The organism is Providencia sp. Me31A (assembly GCF_050487165.1).
Taxonomy (GTDB): domain Bacteria; phylum Pseudomonadota; class Gammaproteobacteria; order Enterobacterales; family Enterobacteriaceae; genus Providencia.
In genome coordinates, this window is sequence record NZ_JBKQGZ010000076.1 from 1 (window position 1) to 805 (window position 805).

Genomic DNA, 805 nt, shown 5'->3' on the forward strand with positions numbered 1-805 from the left:
CCACACTGAGTACAAATGTGTTTAAATCTCGGCGGGTCAGTTAGTTGAATGGTATTGCACCCTTTATCTCTAACCATTGCACCTTGCTTGCAATCATCACATTGATATTCTGTAATAGTTGTTATCAACCTCACTGCTCTTGGCTCAAGCTTCATGCAATCACCTCGAACACCGCAGCACGCGAGACAATGGGCCACCTTGCACTGCATCTTTTAATAATAACTTTATAATGGCTCGATCTAACTCCTTTTCTTCTTCATTCGCCCCAGTCTGAATTTCAGCAGATGATTGCTCATGGTTATCATTAATACCTGTTGTTATTTCAAACCGTGCTTGCTCAGCACCTTTAATAGCGCCTTCTTTTACTGCTTGCCAAAGTGCACCATCTATTGCTGGGCCTTGTATCTTTGCGCTCGTAATTGTTCCGCTTGGAATCAATGCTTCATCAATAAACATCTGGCCATTTTTAATAATAAACTTATCAGCGCTAAATCCAACACTTGTTGGCTCCTTCAGCCCAGTGCTAACCATCAGCCCTTCAATACGCTTCAGTTGCGCTTCCAGCTTATCTAAGTCAGTGCTATCGACTGATATCTTTATAGATAGGGTGGCTATTTCTTTTTTATCTGGCATGACTGCCTCCATAAATGAAAAAGCCACCAGCGACTAACTGATGGCTATTTGGAATATCATTCTAGATGAATTTATATAGGTCTCGTAAATTCCGAGACTAGTAGTAACCAATACTTATATAAAACTCTATCAATGCTACTCAATGAATAGCATTTGTAGAATTAAATAAAAT

1 protein-coding gene is annotated in these 805 nt (G+C 39.8%); it reads right to left on the bottom strand.

The window, feature by feature from the left end; genetic code table 11:
• Positions 1 to 159: 159 nt before the first annotated feature.
• On the bottom strand, positions 160 to 633 hold the full coding sequence (locus tag ACLPIE_RS22535) for a phage tail tip fiber protein (protein ID WP_430263849.1): 474 nt from the start codon (positions 631 to 633) through the stop codon (positions 160 to 162).
• Positions 634 to 805 lie beyond the last annotated feature (172 nt).